Annotated in this window: 13 protein-coding genes; 7 read left to right on the top strand and 6 right to left on the bottom strand. The window is 60.4% G+C overall.

All coding sequences use genetic code 11. The annotated features are described in order from the left end of the window. Both WM40_RS21600 and WM40_RS21605 read left to right on the top strand, forming a co-directional pair. Positions 1-831 (top strand): amino acid permease (locus WM40_RS21600; protein WP_046153951.1); only part of this gene is annotated, 831 nt, incomplete at its 5' end. Between the two features lie 342 nt (positions 832-1,173). After that, a complete protein-coding gene (locus WM40_RS21605; protein ID WP_236693630.1) occupies positions 1,174-1,440 on the top strand; it encodes a hypothetical protein in 267 nt (88 codons plus the stop codon). 96 nt (positions 1,441-1,536) lie between these two features. On the opposite strand, the gene WM40_RS21610 is transcribed toward WM40_RS21605, so the two are convergent. The 3 genes from WM40_RS21610 to WM40_RS21620 all read right to left on the bottom strand — a co-directional run bounded on the left by WM40_RS21610 (position 1,537) and on the right by WM40_RS21620 (position 5,894). After that, the gene (locus tag WM40_RS21610) at positions 1,537-2,130 is read right to left on the bottom strand and encodes a UbiX family flavin prenyltransferase (protein WP_024904612.1); all 594 of its coding nucleotides are present in this window, start codon (positions 2,128-2,130) and stop codon (positions 1,537-1,539) included. A 126-nt stretch (positions 2,131-2,256) separates the two neighbouring features. Beyond that, a complete protein-coding gene (locus tag WM40_RS21615) occupies positions 2,257-3,612 on the bottom strand; it encodes a methyl-accepting chemotaxis protein (protein ID WP_024904613.1) in 1,356 nt (451 codons plus the stop codon). Next, positions 3,609-5,894: a sensor domain-containing phosphodiesterase gene (locus tag WM40_RS21620; RefSeq protein ID WP_082103093.1), complete on the bottom strand. Its 2,286-nt coding sequence runs from the start codon at positions 5,892-5,894 to the stop codon at positions 3,609-3,611. The genes WM40_RS21615 and WM40_RS21620 overlap by 4 nt, the downstream gene beginning before the upstream one ends. A gap of 764 nt (positions 5,895-6,658) precedes the next feature. On the opposite strand from WM40_RS21620, the gene WM40_RS21625 reads away from it, so the two are divergent. From WM40_RS21625 to WM40_RS21645, 5 genes are all read left to right on the top strand, one after another. Then, the gene (locus WM40_RS21625; RefSeq protein WP_413783818.1) at positions 6,659-8,509 is read left to right on the top strand and encodes a cobyric acid synthase; all 1,851 of its coding nucleotides are present in this window, start codon (positions 6,659-6,661) and stop codon (positions 8,507-8,509) included. After that, positions 8,506-9,555 carry a CobD/CbiB family cobalamin biosynthesis protein gene (locus WM40_RS21630; protein WP_046153953.1) on the top strand — a complete coding sequence of 350 codons (1,050 nt, stop codon included), beginning with the start codon at positions 8,506-8,508 and terminating at the stop codon, positions 9,553-9,555. The genes WM40_RS21625 and WM40_RS21630 overlap by 4 nt, the downstream gene beginning before the upstream one ends. Then, on the top strand, positions 9,552-10,874 hold the full coding sequence (locus tag WM40_RS21635; protein WP_157685891.1) for a threonine-phosphate decarboxylase: 1,323 nt from the start codon (positions 9,552-9,554) through the stop codon (positions 10,872-10,874). Before WM40_RS21630 ends, WM40_RS21635 begins: the two co-directional genes overlap by 4 nt. A 99-nt stretch (positions 10,875-10,973) precedes the next feature. Next, entirely contained in the window at positions 10,974-12,185 is a 1,212-nt protein-coding gene (locus WM40_RS28190; RefSeq protein WP_157685892.1) for an FUSC family protein, read from the top strand. A 62-nt stretch (positions 12,186-12,247) separates the two neighbouring features. Next, complete coding sequence (locus tag WM40_RS21645) at positions 12,248-13,144, top strand: DUF2242 domain-containing protein (RefSeq protein WP_046153954.1); 897 nt, start codon at positions 12,248-12,250, stop codon at positions 13,142-13,144. A gap of 6 nt (positions 13,145-13,150) precedes the next feature. Here the strand turns inward: WM40_RS21645 and WM40_RS21650 are convergent, their stop codons facing one another. The 3 genes from WM40_RS21650 to WM40_RS21660 form a co-directional block, all read right to left on the bottom strand. Further along, on the bottom strand, positions 13,151-13,852 hold the full coding sequence (locus tag WM40_RS21650; protein ID WP_052738452.1) for an HAD family hydrolase: 702 nt from the start codon (positions 13,850-13,852) through the stop codon (positions 13,151-13,153). 118 nt (positions 13,853-13,970) lie between these two features. Further along, on the bottom strand, positions 13,971-14,453 hold the full coding sequence (locus tag WM40_RS21655) for an ankyrin repeat domain-containing protein (RefSeq protein WP_046153966.1): 483 nt from the start codon (positions 14,451-14,453) through the stop codon (positions 13,971-13,973). 105 nt (positions 14,454-14,558) lie between these two features. Beyond that, on the bottom strand, positions 14,559-15,698 hold the full coding sequence (locus WM40_RS21660; protein ID WP_046153955.1) for an alpha/beta fold hydrolase: 1,140 nt from the start codon (positions 15,696-15,698) through the stop codon (positions 14,559-14,561). Positions 15,699-15,737: the final 39 nt, after the last annotated feature.

Here is a 15,737-nt window from a genome sequence, read left to right on the forward strand (position 1 = left end):
ATGGTACCTGGCTCGCCACCAGCATCGATTTCACATTGGTGGCGAAATGGCGGGATCTTTCCTAACGGGGTGTCAGGCTTCTTCGCAGGCTTCCAGATTGCCGTCTTCGCCTTCGTCGGCATTGAACTTGTCGGCACCGCAGCCGCCGAGACGCACGATCCACGACGTGCCTTACCACGCGCCATCAATGCCATTCCCATTCGTATCCTGGTGTTTTACATCGGCGCATTGCTGGCGATCATGGCCGTGACCCCGTGGTCTAGCGTGTCCCCGGACCGCAGCCCATTCGTCGCGTTATTCTCGCTCGCCGGGCTGCCAGCAGCCGCGAGCGTGATCAATTTCGTCGTGCTGTCATCGGCGGCGTCATCGGCGAACAGTGGCATTTTTTCCACCAGCCGGATGCTATATGGCCTCGGCTTGCACGGGCAAGCGCCGCGCGCGTTGACGCAATTATCCGCACGCGGGGTACCGGGACGGGGATTACTGTTTTCATGTACATGCCTGCTTTTCGCGGTCGCTTTGATCTATTGGATTCCCGACGTCATGAAAGTCTTCACGCTGATCACCACCGTATCGGCGCTCTTGTTCATGTTTGTCTGGACCATGATCCTGCTTAGCTATTTGCAATACAGACGTACGCGACAGGCGTTGCACGCAAGCTCCAGTTATCCCATGCCCGGCGGACGGCTGATGTGCTGGGTGGTGCTGATATTCTTCGCCGCTATTTTGGTGATGTTGTGGCAACGCCCGGATACGCGGGCAGCCCTGTGTGCCACACCGATATGGTTCGGAGTGTTGGCGTTAGCCTGGTGGCGCGTACGCCGCTACTGAAAGAACTGCGGGCATGGGGCGGGAAAGACGGCCGCAACGCGCCGCCGCCCAATAAACCTAGCGCACTTCCGATGCGCCAAATACTCGCTCGCCGAACGGACGAGCCGCCGTCACGGTATTAGGGGCATCACCACACGATAGATCCGCTAGCCTCCGCACGATTAGGCTTTATCTTAAGCCGTTAGGCTAGCTTGAAAGCACGACAAGAAACGTATTAAATAGCTATATGCCTTGATCGTTGGTATCACATGCCGCCTGGCTAGCGTACAGACATCCACATTGATCGGAAAACCCACATAGATGATGAGTCGTCAGCGTAAGGATGCAATGGGACGACATACGATGGATGACGCTTCACCGCAGATTTTTACGGTTTGCTCGCATCGCCGACCTGGCGATTCACCTACACCGGAAAACGCAATGGAAACAAGAATATCCAGGCTTGAAGTAGCCATCGAATACATTCAACGCGACCTCGGCGATTTGAAAAAAGACATGCGTTCGATGAGGTGCCACATCGAGACCGATTTTCGTATTTTATTTGGCGCCATCACGGCTGTCGCTATCGGCCTTGCTGGCTTGATGGCCAAAGGCTTTCAATGGTTGTGATCGATCACATACGCGTCGTTCAGGACGGGCTATTGTCAAAAAACGCCAGGCGGTCGCGATAAGCGGCAATAACATTCACATGAATAGCACCCGTAACTACTCAGTGCCATCGGCTGTCGTCGCCCCATTCGGTTTCAAACCATCCCAGCGACGGATATCAGGATGCACCAAGCCAAATTGGTCGAGTAGGCGCGCCGCCATCTGCGTATTGACGTCATCCATGCTGGTGGGAAGCAAATAATACGCAGGCATCAAGGGATAAATCGTCACGCCCATATTCGACAACGCCAGCATGTTCTCGAGGTGGATCGAATTGAATGGCGTTTCGCGCACGGCGAGCACAAGTTTGCGACGCTCTTTCAACGTCACGTCAGCGGCACGCGTAATGAGATTATCGGACAAACCGATACGGATGGACGCCAGCGACTTCGTGCTACAAGGTACCACCAACATGCCATCATGCCGAAATGAGCCGCTGGACACCGGTGCTGCCAGGTTTCGCGCATCGTGTACGACACTAGCCAACGCCCGCACGTCCTGTACGCTCTGGCCGCACTCGGTCTGCAACGTCACCGAGCCCCATTGCGACATGATCAGGTGCGTTTCCACCCGGAGCAACTGCAACGCTTCCAACACTTTTACCGCAACGGGCGCGCCCGTCGCACCGGTCATACCCACGATCAATCGCATAATCACCCTGGCCCGCATTCCGAGCCGCCTGCGTCTAAATCGCCAGCTTACCGGATTTCTCACCAACCTGGCCTGTCCGAGGCCCATACCAATGGCGCCCGGAGCAGTCGGGGCAGACTCCCTCCCTCAGGCCGCGTGATCGTTGTGCGCATGCGGCAACCGTGCGACCACGGCATGAAGCGCATGCATGCCGGCAGACTGCGCCAGCGACGCATTGCGGATCTCTCCAAGCTTCCCGGTCACACGCTCCACCGAACCGACAATCTCGAACATCGTCTCACCCGCGGCGGCCACCCGCTGCGCGTTGACACCGACCTGCTCCACCGAATTACTGATACGGTCGCGGACCTCTTTCGCCGAATCCGCACTGCGTTGCGCCAGTGCCCGCACCTCATTGGCGACGCCGGCGAACCCCTTTCCTTGCTCACCGGCCCATGCGGCTTCGATCGACGCATTCAATGCCAGCAGATTGGTCTGAAAGGCGATGTCATCGATGACGTTGACGATAGACGAAATCACTTCCGCGCTTTCCTTCACTTCGCGCATTGACTCGATTACTTCATCCATGACTTGTCCTCCGCGCAGCGCCACCTCCGACGCATCCTGCGCCATATTGCTGGCTTCTTTCGCATTCGCAGCGCTGGTACGCAATGCCGCCGAAAGCTTCAGCACCGCGTCCTGCAAGGTCCGTGTCGCAACCGTCTGCTCGGTCACGTCAGTCGCGTATTTGATGACCTTGAACGGTCGGCCATTGCAATCGAAAATCGGATTGTACGTCGCTTGCAGCCATACCGTGCGACCGCTTTTCGATACGCGCGGATAACAGCCCGCATCGTATTCGCCCTGGCCGAGCTTTTCCCAAAAACGTTGATATTCAGCATTCTCGCGATCCATTGGCGCAACGAGGCGTCGATGATGCGTGCCATGCAACTCTTCCATGCGATAACCGAATGTCCGCAAAAAATTGTCGTTCGCCGTCAGCACATTGCCGTCCAGATCGAATTCCGCAACCAACTGGGCTTTGCGTATGGCCGCAATCTGCCCGTCCAGTTCCGCCGTGCGTTCGTGTTCCTCGGTAATGTCCGTCGCGTACTTGACTACCTTGAATGGGCGGCCGTAAGTATCAAGCAGCGGATTGTACGTCGCCTGCAACCACATTTCGCGACCGTCCGCAGCCAAGCGTTTATAGATACCGGCATCGAATTCACCGCGCCCCAGCTTGTCCCAGAAACGCCGATCTTCTGCGCTGGCGCGCATTGCCGGTTCAACGAATATCCGATGATGCTTACCAATCAGAAATTTACGTGAATAGCCGGAAAGACGACAAAAATTCTCATTGGCGTCCAATATCCTGCCATCAAGCGAAAATTCGACCACCGATTGCGATTTGTCGATCGCCGCCACTTGCCCGGTCAGATCGTCTACGGAATGTGAACCCATCAAACGTTCACGGAACGAGCGGAAAAACGAGGTAACGTTCATGACTGAAATCGGAAACGAGGATACATGGAAGCACGCGTAACCGAATCGCGTGCGGACATTCGAGGCGGAATACATCCCGCATTACATACTTCGCCATGCTGGCAACCGGATACCGCCGGCGCGTCGCCCACCTGGCGCAACAACGGCACGGCATGCCTCGCGAGCGGAACATTGGCTGAACCGGTCATCACACCGTTTGATGCGCGAGCCAGTGCCGGTCGAATGGCGCTGTCACTTTCGAGCACGTGCGCCACGGCGTCGCCACTGCCCTCATCGATCCCCAGGCCCCTTGCGATGCGCAACGCTTCCTCGCTTTCCAGGCCTTCGACGCTGACGCGCATTTCCAATGTGTGGGCCAGTGAGACCAAGCGCTGCACTACCCGTGCGTGCTTTGGCGTGCTGCGCACGGCTTCGATGACCCGAAAATCAAAGCACACGGCCGTCAGGGGCAGCGTTGGCAACCAGCGCACCGTATCGAAGCCTGCGCCAAATCCGGTGACGACAACGCCGATCCCCAATTCGCGCCATGCCCGAATCCGCTTTTGCGTATCGGCAAAGCGCTCGCAAAGGTGCGCGAGCGGTACCGCTATTTCCACTTGGGCCGGCAGTAAGCCGACATGCAGCAATGCATCGAGCCATTGTCTTGGCGATTGCGCCAGCAACGTCGCCCCGCCTCGGATTTGCAGTCGCGCGGAAGTGCGCCGCTCCATCGTCCACCACCGTGAAAACCAATCGAGGAGCGCATGCCGTTGCGTCGCATCCAGCACGGCGCACAACTTTTCTCCAACCACACCTTGAGCCGCTGATGTCAGCGACACCGCCCCATCTGCCGTGTAAAAGCCGGTACCGGGTGCCTGGCCCGTGCCATCATCAATACGCTCTTCCGGCAAAATCACGTCAAATCCTTCAGCAATGGCCGCACAGAGATTGACACGCATCTGGCATCCATCTCGAACCGGTGTGTAGGACCCGGCCATGCGAGGCGATTTCGTGAGCGCGCCGATCGTGCTTACGGCATACTCCTGGCCCGCGCCCTTACCTTCGCCGGACGCATGCGCGGTGCGGCTTGTATCGAACGCGATGGACCGGCGTACTTCCCGGGTGTGATGCACGGCGACACGCGGCGCCATCAACGCGGTGATCAGATCGTGACTACTGTTACACGCGTCCACCCGCATCGCCACGAGTTGCATCTCACCCGCACACGCATTCATTTGATCATCGTGCGGCCCCTCGGCAATGGCCGTCACCATGCGTGCAAACCGGGCTCGCGTACCTGCCGCGTCATCAGGATGCAAATCAGATGCGAGCGCGGCAATCGTTTTCGCGATATCGGCACGCGGCATGGTCGCAAAAAAGGCCAGATGTCGTGCTGACAACCGGTACACACCATCGCGGGTCACGACAGCGGATCGGAGCCAAGCGGCCATATGCTCAATGTGCTGGTCAATTCGCTCCGGCTTGCCGCACGCCAGCCAGTCTTCCGCGCGTCTGGCCGGCACGGCCTCGAGACAAACGGCCCAATATGCACTCGCCATGTCGCTCGATGCAGGCAGCAAGCCCTGCCGGGCGGCATACGCCCGCCATTTGCCCGTACCTGGAGACTTGCTCGTTTCCGCGCCACTGTCATGGCCTTGCCCGCAGGCCAACGTCGTACGGTCGCCGTCCGTCGCCAACAAGGCACTCTCGCGCAATGCTGCGGCGTTCTCGTGGAAGCGGCGCTGGTTTGGCAGATTCGACGCGCGATCGACATAATGCGACGAGCGATGCATCCGGATCATTACCTCCACCGTCTCGGCCATGTCCTCGAGCATCTTCAGCACGTGTGGCTCGACACTGCCACGAGGCGCGACATCGGCAACGCACAATGTGCCAAGCGGCATGCCATCTTCACTACGCACCGGAACACCTACGTAGAACCGAACGCCTGGCGGCGAGGTGACCAAGGGATTGTCCGCAAACCGCGCGTCGCAGCGCGCATCCAGTACGATCAGGGGCTCGCGCTGCAAGATCGCATACGCACAAAACGCATCTTCGCGTGCAGTGTCGGTCAGACCCACCCCGACCGACGCCTTGAACCATTGCCGATGCTGGTCGACCAACGATATGCCCGCAATAGGTGCCTGCAACAGCTCCGACGCCGCCTGCGCAACCGCATCGAACGCGGGATCTCGCGGTGTGTCGAGGATGCAGCTGTCCCACAACGCGCGCAGACGTTCTGCATCGTTGAATGGCAAAGGAGGCGAGATTCGGTGCAAGGCATCCATCGTATGGCCTGACATTATGTGCCGCGAAAAAGCAATCGCGACGATTGGTTGTTGCGTGTTAAGACAATATATACACGAAATTATCGAATTAACGCATCATTTTCGAAGACGTTACGTACCGTTACGGTTACGTAACATACAGACGAGCGTTTGAAAAATCGACTCGAATCGAGGGGATGCAAACCTCGCGGCACCACGGGAACGATTTCACTAAACCACGGAGTTACCGCTCAATCGCTGCCAAATCGACGATGTAATCAACCCTTTCACCGATCACTCTCAATGTGTCTTCTTGCACCGATACTTTCCGTAGTCATTTAGAACCGTATACGGCCAGTCATTCAATTCGGATCAGCCATATTTCCGCTTTGCGACAAAAGAACTGTGCGATGCATTTTCGCAACATTCAATCCGAAAAGCTTGATCAGGCAAGGCTTAGCAGCCTGCCTACGTTATGACGTCTCGTCACCTCCGTTGCTCAACGTCAAGCCTCAACCACGGAATACATCGCAAAACACCGGAAGAGGACGGGCTTATTTATCTAATTGATTATTCATTATCCACTCACTTCGAGTGCAGACCGAAAAAGGAAGCGGCGTGCTACCGCGTAGCGGTACGTCGCTGCCTGTTACCTTCCTTTATCGCGGCAATACGAAACACCTGACGTAGCTGTGCACCTGGCATGACATTTTTGCTATGGTGTAGGCTCGCCACTGATGGCCCATGTCCCGCATCGATGCAGGGGCAGACGACAAACCGGCCGCCGCTTAACCGATACAATGCCTGACGCCTTTACTTCCGCTGCCCCCTCCGCAATGCCCATCCGCACGGCTCCCGAACCAACGTCTTCGATCGCACCCCTTCACGTCGGCAATGCCTTACCTGCCCGCTGTCACACGCTGATGGTGCAAGGCACGACATCGGATGCAGGCAAAAGCACGCTGGTAGCGGCGCTTTGCCGATTGCTGGCAAGACGCGGCGTCAAAGTCGCGCCGTTCAAACCACAAAACATGGCGTTGAACAGCGCGGTCAGTGTGGACGGTGGCGAGATCGGACGCGCGCAGGCCTTGCAGGCCTATGCGGCTGGTATTGCGCCGCATACGGATCTGAACCCCGTGTTGCTGAAACCGGGCAGCGACCGCACGGCGCAAGTGATTGTCCACGGCAAGCCAGTCGCCAACCTGAATGCGCGCGATTATCACGCCTACAAACCCGTTGCGATGGACGGTGTCCTGCGCAGCTACAGGCGATTGCAACTGCAATACGACGCAATATTGGTGGAGGGTGCGGGGAGCCCGGCGGAGATCAATCTGCGTGAAGGCGACATTGCCAATATGGGATTCGCCGAAGCCGTCGATTGCCCGGTCATCCTGGTCGCCGATATTGATAAAGGCGGCGTATTCGCACATCTGGTGGGCACCCTGGACGTCTTGGCACCGTCCGAACAGGCGCGCATCGTCGGATTTGTCATCAATCGCTTTCGCGGCGATCCGGCGTTACTGGAACCCGGCCTGCGCTGGCTTGAGGCCCGTACCGGCAAGCCGGTGCTGGGCGTATTGCCTTTTCTGCAAGGCCTGTATCTGGATGCGGAAGATGCGCTACCGGACACCCGAACCCCCATGTCTGCAAACGCGCGCATTCGCATAGTGGCGCCCGCTTTTCCTCGGATCTCGAACGCGACGGACTTCGACGCGCTACGATTGAACGAGTCAGTGGATTTCCGTTTTGTTCGAGCAGGCGAACCGTTGCCACCCGCCGATCTCGTGATCTTGCCCGGCAGCAAAAGCACGCGCGCCGACCTCGCGTGGCTGCACGCACAGGGCTGGGCTCCCGCATTGCGCCGTCACCTGCGGTACGGAGGCAAAGTCATCGGTATTTGCGGTGGATTCCAAATGCTTGGGCATCAAGTTCACGATCCCGAGGGGCTCGAAGGACCACCCGGCAGCAGCCCCGGCCTCGCCTTGCTTGATATCGAGACAACGATCGGACGGCACAAGCACTTACGCAACGTGCGCGGTACGCTGACCCTTGCATCGCACGGCACGTCGAGCAGTAGCTTGCAACCCATGTCGATTCCCGTGATCGGCTATGAAATTCATATGGGTACCAGCCATGGTGCCGGCCTGTCACGTCCGCTTGTCCGTATCGAGGAGACACGCGCCGATGCGATCGCCCCCCTGTCACCGACGACGGGAACGGGCGACGCCAAGTGCCGGGAAACCGATCCAGGCGCACCGTTACCCGATCGCGCGGGCGCTTGCGAAACAGATGTGCCTGATCCCATCAGTGTTCGATTCGATGGTGCGCAATCCGACGACGGTCAGATTCTGGGGACCTATCTACATGGCCTTTTCGATCATCCCGACGCCGCCCAGGCCCTGCTCGGATGGGCAAGTGCTATCGATGCGTCAACGGTACTTCCTCCGTGCTTATCGGAAGGGACAACCAGCCCCTCTTCCGCATTGGCCGGTTTAGACCTGGCGGCTCGCCGTGAGCGCGACCTGAATCGATTGACCGATGCCGTGGAATCGCACCTTGATCTTGCACGGCTTGCAAATTGGCTGCCGCTACCCTTGACCGTCGTGCCGGATAGCGGCAATGGTTCGCAGATGGACGGTTCGGCGACATGATCGGCGCATTTTCGTTCCTGACGGGCAGCCTGCTTGCCCTTGCCGCGGTCGCCGTTGACCGATGCCTCGGCGAGCCTGCACGCTGGCATCCCCTGATCGGTGTCGGGCGAGTGGCCAACGGCATCGAGCGCGCATTCAATCGAAAGGCACCCTCGCGGACGCACGACGTGCACGTGCCACGCTGCGGCGAGCATGAATGTGACGATGTTCGCGCGCAGTCAGCCGATCGCGCCGCCGCCGCGATAAGCGCACGCATGCGTGGGTTCCTTGGATGGGCATGCGTGGTGCTTCCGCCCACAGCCGCCGCCGCGTTCATCCTGCACCGTTGCCCCTGGCCAATAGCGGCGTTACTGCATGTGCTGTTGTTGTGGTTCGCCTTGGGCGCGCGCAGTTTGCGCGATCACATTGCCCCGGTTGCGCAGGCATTGGCGCGGGCGGACCTCATGTCCGCCCGGGCAGCGGCGGCGCGTGTCGTGTCGCGCGACCTGACCCATGCGGACGAGACTGCGGTCGCCAAAGCCGCGGTCGAGTCCACGCTGGAGAACGGTAGCGACGCGATCTTCGCACCACTGTTCTGGTTTCTCATTGGGGGTGGCCCGGCCGCGTTGGCGTATCGCCTGATCAATACGCTGGATGCGATGTGGGGCTATCGAACGCCACGTCTGCTGCATTACGGCTGGGCCGCGGCACGAATAGACGATATCGCGAATTGGATCCCGGCGCGGCTGACCGCGATGGCCTACCTTGCCCTTGGAGCCGCGGGTGACGGATGGCGTTGCTGGCAACAACAAGCCCCTGCCTGGGACAGTCCCAATGCCGGGCCGGTGATGGCGGCGGGCGCGGGGAGCCTGCAAGTACAGCTGGGCGGTACCGCACGCTACCACGGTCGTGACGAGCACCGCCCCTTGCTGGGCTGCGGTGCCCCGCCGATGGCACGGGATGTGACACGCGCCCTTGCCTTGGTCCAGCGTACGCTTCTGCTTTGGCTGGCGATTGCCATGGGCATCGGCGTCACCCTGGCCCTATGGCCACGCGCCTGGTCATGAGCGACCATTACGCCAGCATCCCATCATTACCGCCGCGCCCGTCCGTTCGACGCGACGTTGTCGTACATGGCGGTGATTTGCAGCGTGCCATCGACCGCTACAAACGCCCCCGGGAAGCCTGGCTGGACCTGTCGACAGGCATTAATCCGCAGGCCTATCCGGTATCGATGCCGCCCCCCGGAATCTGGCGCATGCTACCCGATGACCACGACGACTTGGCCGAGGTTGCGGCCGCCTATTATGGCTGCCACGCAAGCGCGATATTGCCGGTGGCGGGCACGCAAGCAGTCATCCGCGCCCTCCCGGGCATTCTCGCGGCCATGGGGTCCGTCCCGAACGCGATGGCGCCGGAAAGCACTTGCAGCCCGCCAGCGCCACTGCCGCTCGGCGACGCCGCCGTGGCAACGTTGACTTATGGTGAATATGCGCCCGCATTCACCGCCGCGGGGATTCGCGTACATCGATTCGATCCAGCGGACCCCGCGCCGCTCGATACATTGCCGGATACGGTGCGTTATCTAGTCGTCGTCAATCCGAACAACCCGACCACGGATCGGCACACGGTGGCACGACTGCATCGCTGGCGCGAGACGCTCGCACGGCGCGGCGGCACATTGATCGTCGACGAAGCATTTGCGGACGCCTATGCATGTGCCCCCGTCGACGCGGCGATGGACCGTGACGTGGCGGAAACGCCGACGGACGTCCCGACGCACCCTACCGCGCCGTTGTCTCCACCGGAGCCGGGATGTGCTTCAATCATCTCGAAAGACATCACACAGGATGGCTTGATCGTGCTGCGTTCCGTGGGGAAGTTCTTTGGTCTTGCCGGTATACGCGCCGGCTTCGTGGTGGCGTCACCCGCTGTGTGCGACGCCTTACGCGGACACCTCGGCGCGTGGACCGTCGCCGGACCGGCCCGGCATGCGGCGCGCGAGGCGCTACAGGATCGGCCTTGGCAGGAAGCCATGCGCCAGACACTGCGCGCCCAAAGCCGCGGATTGTACGCAATACTGGTAAAACACGGCTTCCCCGCGCGCATCACACCGTTGTTTGCCTGGTGGCCGTACGCCGAAGCGCTGACCTTGCAAGCCCAGCTCGCGGAATATGGCATCTGGATACGCTGTTTTCCAGCGCCCTCCTTCCAGACATCGCCAAGCGTGGCACCGGATACATCGGCCGATCGCGCAGACGGTTTGACGCCGACACCCAGCCTGCCGAGCGTGCGAATAGGGCTACCGGGCACCGATGCCGCGCTGACACGACTGGACCAGGCGTTACAAGCGATCGGACAGGCCAAACGCAGCGCATCGGCATGAGCCATGACGCTGAACCGTGGTAACGAGGCCCCGCGCCGAAGGTCGGCAATCGGGACCTCGACAAGAAAAGAAACAAAGGAGACAGATGAGGGATGCCGTATGAAGTCGCTTACCACGCTTCGCACACTGGCGCCGGCCGTGCTGCGTATTATGCGCACGCACGGCCGCATGGTGGCCCGGCTGTTGATCGGCGCTTTCGGGTCCTACGCCTGCGCCGAGTATTTCGGCTTCGCGCAAAGCTTCTGGTCGGTCATCACCGCCTTGGTCGTGATTCAGGCCAATGTGGGAGGAACCGTTACCGTCAGCATCGACCGCCTTGTCGGAACTGTCGCGGGTGCCCTGGTCGGCGCATTGGTCACGCCCCTCCTCGCGCTGGCGGCCCCGGTATGGCTCGCACTCTTGATTGCACTGGTACCGCTCGCCTTCATGGCGGCCACCCGCCCAGGTTATCGTATCGCGCCGATCACCGCGGTGATCGTGATTCTCGCCGGCGCGGACTTTCATCCGTTTTGGCTCGGTGCAGCGTATCGGGTGCTGGAAATCTCCCTCGGCACGGTCTTTGGCGTGCTGGTCTCGTTGTTGGTATTCCCATCACATGCGCATCGGGCGATTCGCCGACAATGCGCGCGGGCCATGGGCCCACTGGCCGATCTGCTCGATCGCTTCCTGGTCGAGCGTGGTCGTATACAAAGCGATCGCATCATCCCGCTTCATGACAAGGTACGCGCGGCGATCGCCGCCGCGGAAAAAAGTGTGCAGGACGCCCGTCGCGAGCCCGGCGCACGTCATCTTGATCTGGGCGTGGAAATTCGCGCGCTGCGTCGCATCCATAGCGATGTGATCTTTGTCGGTCGGGCAACGGATGACTGGCCGCAAGCCGCGGAGTGGCCCGAACTGGACAGTGCGATCGAAGGACTTGCCGACGTATCCCATCGCGCCTTCGAGGCGTTGGGGCATGCGCTGACCCATGGCGGATCGACGAGCGCAATCAAGGATCTCGACCAGGCCGTCGGCAAGGTCATCGAGGTGCTGTCGATGGCCTCGGAAAGGGCCCCGGATCTGGCTGCCGCCGCGCAGCAGAAACTGGGAGTGTTGCCGTTCACGATTCAGACGTTGCGCCGCGATATCACGGATTTGGCCGATCTGCTGCAAGGCGCCACGGACACCGAAACCAAAGCCGGCGAGAAAAATGACGGTCAAGACGATGACCGGGACAGAGACGAAGATGGGGACGACGGGATGGAAAACACGCCGCGTAACACGCGCGTAGGGGAATCTACTGGCGGCGCCGGCCACGCGGCGCTATCATGACCAGTTGCCATTGTCGTCGCCGTCCTGCTGCCATGCGCCACGCACTCCAATCCCTGTCGTCAATGTCACCACGCCGCTTGTTTGCCGCTATCCCATGGGCGGTACCCGTGGCGCTATCATCGCTTGCCTTGCTTGCGGGCTGTGGCTCTTCGCAGAAACCGTTCCAGCCGGATCTGTTTTCCACCAACATCAGTCCGTATGCGCATACATTCAACGCGACCAGCGCGCAAGCCTGCGAGGCCGCGCGCCGGGCAGTCTTGAGCCAGGGCTATACGACATCCACGTCGACATCGGATACCGTGGACGCGACAAAGGGGTTCCAACCGAGCGCGGAAAATCACGTATCAGTGTCGTTTCACATCGTCTGTACGCCGAGCGAGTCGTCGTCCAGCGCGAGCGTGCTGTACGTCAACGCGGTACAGGACAATTACGCGCTTAAAAAGAGCGACACGTCCGCAAGCGTGGGACTGAGTGTCCTCGGTTCCGTTTCGCTGCCGATTCGTTCGAACAATGATTCGATGGTGAAAATTTCGAGTCAGACCATCCCACCAGGATTGTTCTATGAGCGATTCTTCGGTCTGGTGGATCACTATTTGAAAACGGTTGTTCGCGCAACGCCTGTGTCGGATGCGGACGTGATCAGCAATAGGCTCGCACCACTTGCATCGCCGAAGCTCGGTAATGCGGAGCCAGTGCCGGTCGTGATTGGCACGACACCCTCGACGACCGATACCATCGCCCCCTTGCCCACACCCGCGCCGCCACCGATAACCCAGCCGGCCGCGGGTACACCAAATGCGGCCCCGGCATCATCCGCACCCGCGAGCGCCGCCACATCGGCTTCAAGCGCCTCGGCCCCGGCTGTTCCTGCCGCCACCGCGGCGGCGCCTACAGCCTCGTCAGCCGCATCCGGCGTTGCGGCCGCGTCATCGCCTACGGCGCCCAGCGCGGCAAAATAGCCCGTATCAGACGCGTTGCGCGTCTGGGGCGATCCAATCCACTACCTCCATTATGTTTTCGATCACGGGCACCGGGCGGCTCAAGCGCGCCTTCACGTGGTCCTCAAGTCGGTAGCCGACAACGTGCACACCGGCCGCAAGTCCCGCCTCGATACCAACGACACTGTCCTCGACGAGTAGGCAGTCCAGTGGCGCTACCCCCATCGCGCTGGCCGCATGCAGGATCAACGCAGGATCGGGCTTCCACGCGCCAACCTCATAGGCACTGAAAATGCGATCCGGGAAATACGCAAGCAGACCGGCCGCACGCAGGCAGACATCCAACTTATCGCGTGGCCCGTTCGATGCAACGGATATCGGCACCCGCAGTTCACGCACAAGGGCGACCGCATTCGGCATTGCCTGCAATTGGGCGGCATAGCGTGCCTTACTGCGATCACGGAATCCATCTGTGAAAGCGTCCAGCTCGGTCAAACCCGTGTCTTGCGCCAACGTTGCGAGAAATTTGGCGAACTCGCACCCCCGGAATCGACGCAATGCGTCTTCCTCATCCATGGTGATGCCCTGTTCGGCCAGCATTTCCACCACGACTTGAGCCGACAAGATTTCGCTGTCGACCAGCGTACCGTCGCTGTCGAAGATTACGCCGCGGATCTGTCCTTTACCGGACAGATCGATATGCGCTGCCTCCCCTGCAGGGGATTGCATTGCATGAGTCCCAGCGCGTACAACTGCGGTCATTCCTTATTCCCAGGAGTGTATCTATCGTTCCGTGATCTGCCGCCGAGACCAAACAGGAGATACGGCAACATGACACGCCATCCCTTCAGGCGGCGCGCCCCTCCTGAAGCAAGGCCAACACCTCGGTCGCCCCCATCGTACGGGCCGCGACCCGGGCATCATTTCCCTGGGCGTCGCGTGCGTCGGGGTTGGCGCCGCGCGCAATCAACTGGCGCACGATATCAATACGATTGAACATTGCCGCGATCATCAATGCGGTGCGACCGTCAGGAGATGCCCCCTCCACGTCAGCGCCATGCTCGAGCAAGGTATCGATGATCTGCCGATAACCCTTGAAAGCCGCGCCCGCAATGGGCGTCTGCCCCTTATCGTTGCGTAGATCGGGATCAGCGCCGCCGGCAAGCAAAACCTTCACTGCATCGACGTGCCCGTGATAACTGGCCAGCATCAACATCGTGTCGCCGTTTTCGTTGCGCAGATTCACGGGCAGGCCTTTCTCGATGAGCTTGCCGAGCATTGCGGCATCACCGCGGCGAGTACAGTCAAACACCTCGCGGGCAAATGCCATCGCTTCCTCGTCGGGTGCGGGTCCGCCCTGCCCGGAGGCATTGGTCGCGCCGGTTTCGCGGCTATTGGACGCTTCATTCATTGCGACTGTATCCAAAAGCGGTTTTTATTCACCACGTTGATCGGCAGGCTGCAATAGTGCGTTCACATCGCCGCCAAAAGCGCCATAGGCACTGGCGGGTTGCCCGGAATGCTGCGCAACCGCGGCGGCAATCTTCCGGGCCGCGGCATAATGCGACATATGTCCCACGCGGGGCAGGATACGCAGATCACTATGGGGGATGTCACGATGCAGCCGCAGCGATTGCGCCCCGGGATCGACGACCGCATCGGCGTCACCCACGAAGATCGTCGTGGGCTGCAGGATTTCCCAATAGCGTTTGCGCAACTTGAAAACGCCCGGGAGCATCAAGGCTTTTTCCCGTGCCGCCGCGCTTACCTGGGACGGGCGCGCACGCATGCCGCGCGGCACCAGCGCTTCAAAGCTCGGTGTCACCGAGTGCGGTGCAAACATACGCTTGGCAGCCCGACGTGCCAGCAGTCGAACCGCGAGTGGGGTGACAGACTGGCCGATCAATCTGCCAACCAATGGTAACTGCTGCAAGCTCGCCAATGCCTCCAGATGCATGCCAGGATAGAAATAGCCCCCCAGCAGAACGAGGCCTTTCACGGATTCAGGAGAAGTCAGTGCCAATGCCGCAGCGACCGTGGCGCCAAACGAATGTCCAACGACCACCGCCTCGTCGATTTCCATGAAATCGAGGAAGTTTCGAATGGTGGCTGCTTGCGCCATGGGCGACACGGGCATATCGGGGTGCGCCTGTTCCGCCGGCGTGAATGGGTCCGCAAGCAACCCCGCTTCACCATATTCGTCATCGGCGATGCGCAGGCCATGCAGGACCGGACCGCCATCAGGCGACACGCCGCTATAGCCGAATCCCGGGCGGTCGATCGCAATCACACGATGGCGGCGCGCCAACACATCGAACAAACCGCTGGCGACGAAGTCCGTGGCTTGCAAGCCCGTCCCGTGCAACAGCAATACGACCGGACCCTGCCCCTTCTCAAGATAATGCAGGCGGACCCCCGCGATATCGACGAAGCGCCCTTGTGCCGGTGCCCGTCGCTCAGCGCGGCTGGCCTGGCGTTTGTTCCACAGAGTCGTTCCTGCCAGCGCCACCGCGGTCAACGCGACGCCTCCGAGGATCCAAGGCAAGCTCCCGCCGCGTTCCGTACGCTCCGTCATTCGTCCGTCTCCTTGTTTGCCATGCGTGAGGGGTCGGGA

It is taken from the genome of Robbsia andropogonis (assembly GCF_000970345.1).
In the GTDB taxonomy this organism is placed as follows: domain Bacteria; phylum Pseudomonadota; class Gammaproteobacteria; order Burkholderiales; family Burkholderiaceae; genus Robbsia; species Robbsia andropogonis.

Excerpts from the sequence above, each read along its gene's own strand:
- WM40_RS28190 (WP_157685892.1), top strand. The coding sequence starts at position 10,974 with ATGAAGTCGCTTACCACGCTTCGCACACTGGCGCCGGCCGTGCTGCGT.
- WM40_RS21650 (WP_052738452.1), bottom strand. The coding sequence starts at position 13,852 with ATGCAATCCCCTGCAGGGGAGGCAGCGCATATCGATCTGTCCGGTAAA.
- WM40_RS21660 (WP_046153955.1), bottom strand. The coding sequence starts at position 15,698 with ATGACGGAGCGTACGGAACGCGGCGGGAGCTTGCCTTGGATCCTCGGA.
- WM40_RS21630 (WP_046153953.1), top strand. The coding sequence starts at position 8,506 with ATGATCGGCGCATTTTCGTTCCTGACGGGCAGCCTGCTTGCCCTTGCC.
- WM40_RS21625 (WP_413783818.1), top strand. The coding sequence starts at position 6,659 with ATGCCTGACGCCTTTACTTCCGCTGCCCCCTCCGCAATGCCCATCCGC.
- WM40_RS21615 (WP_024904613.1), bottom strand. The coding sequence starts at position 3,612 with ATGAACGTTACCTCGTTTTTCCGCTCGTTCCGTGAACGTTTGATGGGT.
- WM40_RS21605 (WP_236693630.1), top strand. The coding sequence starts at position 1,174 with ATGGATGACGCTTCACCGCAGATTTTTACGGTTTGCTCGCATCGCCGA.
- WM40_RS21635 (WP_157685891.1), top strand. The coding sequence starts at position 9,552 with ATGAGCGACCATTACGCCAGCATCCCATCATTACCGCCGCGCCCGTCC.
- WM40_RS21610 (WP_024904612.1), bottom strand. The coding sequence starts at position 2,130 with ATGCGATTGATCGTGGGTATGACCGGTGCGACGGGCGCGCCCGTTGCG.
- WM40_RS21620 (WP_082103093.1), bottom strand. The coding sequence starts at position 5,894 with ATGTCAGGCCATACGATGGATGCCTTGCACCGAATCTCGCCTCCTTTG.
- WM40_RS21655 (WP_046153966.1), bottom strand. The coding sequence starts at position 14,453 with ATGGCATTTGCCCGCGAGGTGTTTGACTGTACTCGCCGCGGTGATGCC.
- WM40_RS21645 (WP_046153954.1), top strand. The coding sequence starts at position 12,248 with ATGTCACCACGCCGCTTGTTTGCCGCTATCCCATGGGCGGTACCCGTG.